Raw genomic sequence first — 4,038 nt, forward strand, 5'->3', positions numbered from 1 at the left:
GGCGGCCAGCATCGCCAGCAGGTGCTGCCAGACGGTGAGCCGCAGCGTCCGGCGGCGGGTCGCGCCGCGCAGCTTCAGCAGGGCGTAGTCGGGGCGGCGGTCCTGGGCGGTGTAGCGGCCGACGATGCCCAGCGCGAGCCCGCACAGCACCAGCGCCTGGACCCAGCCGGCGAGCACCCCGCGGCGGGTGGCGGCCCGGTCGGCGGCGACCCGGGCCAGCAGGTCGGCCGGCGGCCCGGTGAACTCCAGGCCGGCCTCGCGCAGCGCGTACCCGGCGGCGTCGAACCCGCCGTCGACGAGCCTGCGCGGCGCCTCGACGGCGTAGCCCGCGGCCGGGGCGTCGAGCAGGCCGGTGAAGGTGCCGATGGGGACGAAGACGGGGTCGAGGGTCTCGTCGCCGGCGCGGATCCGGCCGGGCCCGAACAGCGGGTCGCCCCACCAGAGGCCGGCCGGGTCGAGCCGGTCGTACACGCCGGTGACCTTCAGCGTCAGGGCGGGCGCGCCCTCCGTGCGCTGGGCCTTGAGGTCGAACGTGTTGCCGGCCCGGACGCCGAGCGCCTTGGCCGCGGCCGCGCTCACCACCGCCTCCCCGGGCGCGGCCGGGCAGGCGCCGTCGATGCGCATGTTGGCGCAGGCGTTGTCGCGGAAGGCCACCGGCACCGACCGCCCGATCCCGCGCGCGGTGCCGAGGGTCTGCGTGAGCCCGAGGGTGACCGGGGACCCGGCCGGGCCGAGCACCCGCTCGACGGCGCCCCGGAACTCCTCCAGCGCCGCGGCGGGGTCGCCTCCGCTGGTCACCGGCCGGTGCACGGAGAGCAGCCGCTCCCCGGCGGGCGCGTCGGCGAGGTCGGCTGAGCTGGTGCGCTCGGCGGCCCCGGCGTCGAACAGCGGCCCGGCGGCGGCGACCGCCACGAGCAGCGTGGCCAGCGCGAACACCGCCAGCCCCTGGGCCCCTCGCCGGCGCAGCGCGCCGAGCACCAGCCGAATCATCCGCGCCTCCCCGTCACGGTCGCGTGCGGGGAGACTACCGCGCGAGCGGAGAGAGCGCTCTCCCCATTTGGTCAGACCTTTTCCGCGGGGCCGGCGCCGGCCGTCGCGGTTTCAGTCCTGGGCGGCGGTCCGGCGGCGGATGGCCGGGCCGGTCGCGAGCAGCCCGGCGGCGGCGAGCAGGCCGACCGCGCCGACGGTGAACCACAGCGCCTCGACCCCGGCCGTGAGCAGCCGGCTGCCGGCCAGCGGGGCGATGACCGCGGCGGCCGCCCACGCGAAGCCGTTCAGCCCGTTGTAGCGCCCGCGCAGGTGGGCCGGGGCCAGGGCGGCCACGATCGCCCCGCTGATCCCGGCGGTGATGATCTCGCCGGCGGTCCACAGGACGATGGTGAGCGCGAGCCCCCACGCCGTCGTCACGAACGCGGTCGCCGCGAAGCCGACGCCCATGACCGCCAGGCCGAGCGCCATCACCCGCGGCGGGTCGAAGCGGCCGAGCCACGCGGACACGAGGGGCTGCAACGCCACGATGAGCACGCCGTTGAGGGCCATCGCCATGCCGAACTCGCTCGGTTCCAGCCCGACGACGTTCGTCATGGCCACCGGCAGCATGGTCACGGTCTGCAGGTACACCAGCGCCTGCCCCAGCGTGATCGCGGTGAACGCCACCATGGTGCGGTCGCGCAGTACCGCGAGGAACCCGCCCGTCTCCCCCGCCCCGCCCTGCGGCCTGGTCTCCGGCACGGCCCGCCAGACCAGGACCGCGAACGCCGCGCAGGTCACCGCGTCGGCCCAGAACAGCCAGGAGAACCCGAGCCGGGCCAGCCAGCCGCCGGCCACCATGGCCACCGCGTAGCCGAGGTTGACGGCCCAGAACAGCAGCCCGTAGGCCTTGGGCCGCAGCCGGGCGGGGACCAGGTCCGCCACCAGCGCGCTGGACGCCGGCCGGTAGGCGTCGATGAGCAGGCCGAGCACCAGCATGCCGGCCAGGATCGGGACGAGCCCGGTGCTGTAGCCCAGGGCGAGCATCACGGCGGCGGTGGAGACCATGCTGGCGCAGAGCGTGGCCCGGCGCCCGATGCGGTCGGCAAGCCAGCCGCCGGCCAGCTGCGAGACCAGCGAGCCGATGCCGAAGAGCGTCATCGCCAGCCCGGCGACCGCGACCGAGAAGCCGCGGGCCTGGGTGAGGTACACCCCGGTGAACGGCATGACCATCGTCCCGAGCCGGTTGACCAGCGTGCCGGACCACAGCGCCCAGAACGGTGCGGGCAGTCTGGTTTCCTGGCGTACCGCTGCGGCCTCGGCAATCCCCGTTGTCGTCACGCGCACAGCGTCGAAGATCGGTCCGGCCCGTGGCCAACGTCTTAGCGTAGGCTAAATCGTATGACGGTCACGTGGCTGTTCGGGCCCGACGACGTGGCCAGGATCCGGTTCGCGTACTCACCGATGTGGGAGCTCGTCGCGAGCCTGCGCACGCTGGGCGACCCCGCTCGGCAGGCCATTCACCGGCCGTGGGTGGACGCGGTGCGGCCGCGGCTGGCCGGCGTCGGCGGGATGGAGGAGCTGCTGGCGCTGGTGCCGCCGGACGGGTACATCCCCGACTTCCTCACCCCGCCGCCGGAGGCGCAGGCCCCGGCATTCGCGGCCGAGCTGGAGCGCATCCGGGCCACGCTACCGGCGACGGCCCGGGCCGAGGTGGGCATCGTCCGGCCGCGCGACGCGCCGGCGCTGCGACCGTTCCTGGACGACCCGGAGGCCGGGGTCGCCCGGGTCGCCGGCACGCTGGCCCGCTACTGGGACGCCTGCCTGCGCGAGGACTGGCCGCGGGTGCGGGCGCTGCTGGAGGCCGACGTGATCCGCCGGACCCGCACCCTGGCCGCCGGCGGGGCCCGGGCCCTGTTCGGCTCGCTGCACCCGGCGGTGACGTGGACCGGCGACCGGCTGACCATCGACCGCAAGCACCGCGAGGTCCTGGAGCCGCGCGGCGAGGGCCTGGTCCTGGTGCCCAGCGCGTTCCACTGGCCGGCGGTGGCGGTGCTGTCGGCGCCGTACCGGCTCATGCTCGCCTACCCGGTGGCCGGCGTCGGCACGCTGTGGGAGGAGGAGCCGCCCCCGGCCCCGGACGGCCTGGCCGCGCTGATCGGCCGCAACCGGGCCCGGATGCTGGTCGCGCTGGCCGAGCCGGCGACCACGACCGCCCTGGCGCGCCGGCTGTCGCTGACCACCGGCGCGGTGAGCCAGCACCTGGCGATCCTGCGCGGCGGCGGCCTGGCCGTGGGCCGGCGGGTCGGCAAGGAGGTCTACTACAGCCGCACCCCGACCGGAGACGCGCTGACCCGCAGCGCGTCCTGAACCGGTCAGCCGGCCCCGACCAGGACGTGGAACACGCCGGTGACGGTGAGCACCCGGGCCACGACGGCGCTGGGGTTGACCACCTCGACGCCGACCCCGGCCTCCCGCCCGAGCCGCTGCAGCCGCACGAGCGCGTGCACGCCGGTGGAGTCCATGAACCGCACCTGGGCCATGTCGATGACGAGCCGGGGGTTCCGGTTGCCGGCCACCACCGTGGTGCCGGCGGCGACGACCTGCTCGGCGGTGCTCCGGTCGATCTCGCCGGCCAGCACCAGCGTGACCACCTCACCCGGCCCGCGGGCGGTCGTCATGGCGAGCAACGGTTCGTCGTCGGGCGCACCCACGGGGCTGATGCTACCGAGCCGGGTCGTTCGGGGGGATAGCCCGCTCGCCCTTTCGCGCGAACGATTCCGCGCCGCGCAGCAGCCGCCGCAGCGCCGCCGGGCTGTGCCCGAGGTGCTGGCGGGCGGTGCGGCACAGGTGGGCCTGGTCGCTGAAGCCGAGGTCGGCGGCGATCGCGGCCAGGTCGGTGGCCCCGTCCTCAATGCGGTCCAGCGCCCAGCCGAGGCGGACGCGGTTGCGGTACCGCGTGATGGGCACCCCCATCCCCCGGCTGAACGCCCGGCTCAGCCGGAACGGCGACGTGCCGAGCCGCGCGGCGAGCGGCAGCAGCGCCTGGGCGGCCGGGTCCCCGGCGAG

4 protein-coding genes and 1 pseudogene are annotated in these 4,038 nt (G+C 76.2%); 1 reads left to right on the forward strand and 4 read right to left on the reverse strand.

The window, feature by feature from the left end; genetic code table 11:
- Positions 1-990, reverse strand: a pseudogene (locus tag ABD352_RS07150) (FtsX-like permease family protein); the annotation flags it as partial.
- Between the two features lie 111 nt (positions 991-1,101).
- A complete protein-coding gene (locus ABD352_RS07155; protein WP_344611419.1) occupies positions 1,102-2,310 on the reverse strand; it encodes an MDR family MFS transporter in 1,209 nt (402 codons plus the stop codon).
- 60 nt (positions 2,311-2,370) lie between these two features.
- Between ABD352_RS07155 and ABD352_RS07160 the strand changes: the two genes are divergently transcribed.
- Positions 2,371-3,339, forward strand: coding sequence for an ArsR/SmtB family transcription factor (locus ABD352_RS07160; RefSeq protein WP_344611420.1), 969 nt, complete (start codon positions 2,371-2,373; stop codon positions 3,337-3,339).
- Between the two features lie 5 nt (positions 3,340-3,344).
- Here ABD352_RS07160 and ABD352_RS07165 read toward each other — a convergent pair whose 3' ends face one another.
- Entirely contained in the window at positions 3,345-3,683 is a 339-nt protein-coding gene (locus tag ABD352_RS07165) for an STAS domain-containing protein (RefSeq protein ID WP_344611421.1), read from the reverse strand.
- A 10-nt stretch (positions 3,684-3,693) separates the two neighbouring features.
- The coding region (locus ABD352_RS07170) for a helix-turn-helix domain-containing protein (RefSeq protein WP_344611422.1) at positions 3,694-4,038 on the reverse strand (345 nt) is incomplete at its 5' end.

It is taken from the genome of Dactylosporangium salmoneum, assembly GCF_039532525.1.
GTDB classification, from domain to species: domain Bacteria; phylum Actinomycetota; class Actinomycetes; order Mycobacteriales; family Micromonosporaceae; genus Dactylosporangium; species Dactylosporangium salmoneum.

Coding starts and splice junctions, on each gene's coding strand:
- ABD352_RS07160 (WP_344611420.1), top strand. CDS start 2,371: ATGACGGTCACGTGGCTGTTCGGGCCCGACGACGTGGCCAGGATCCGG.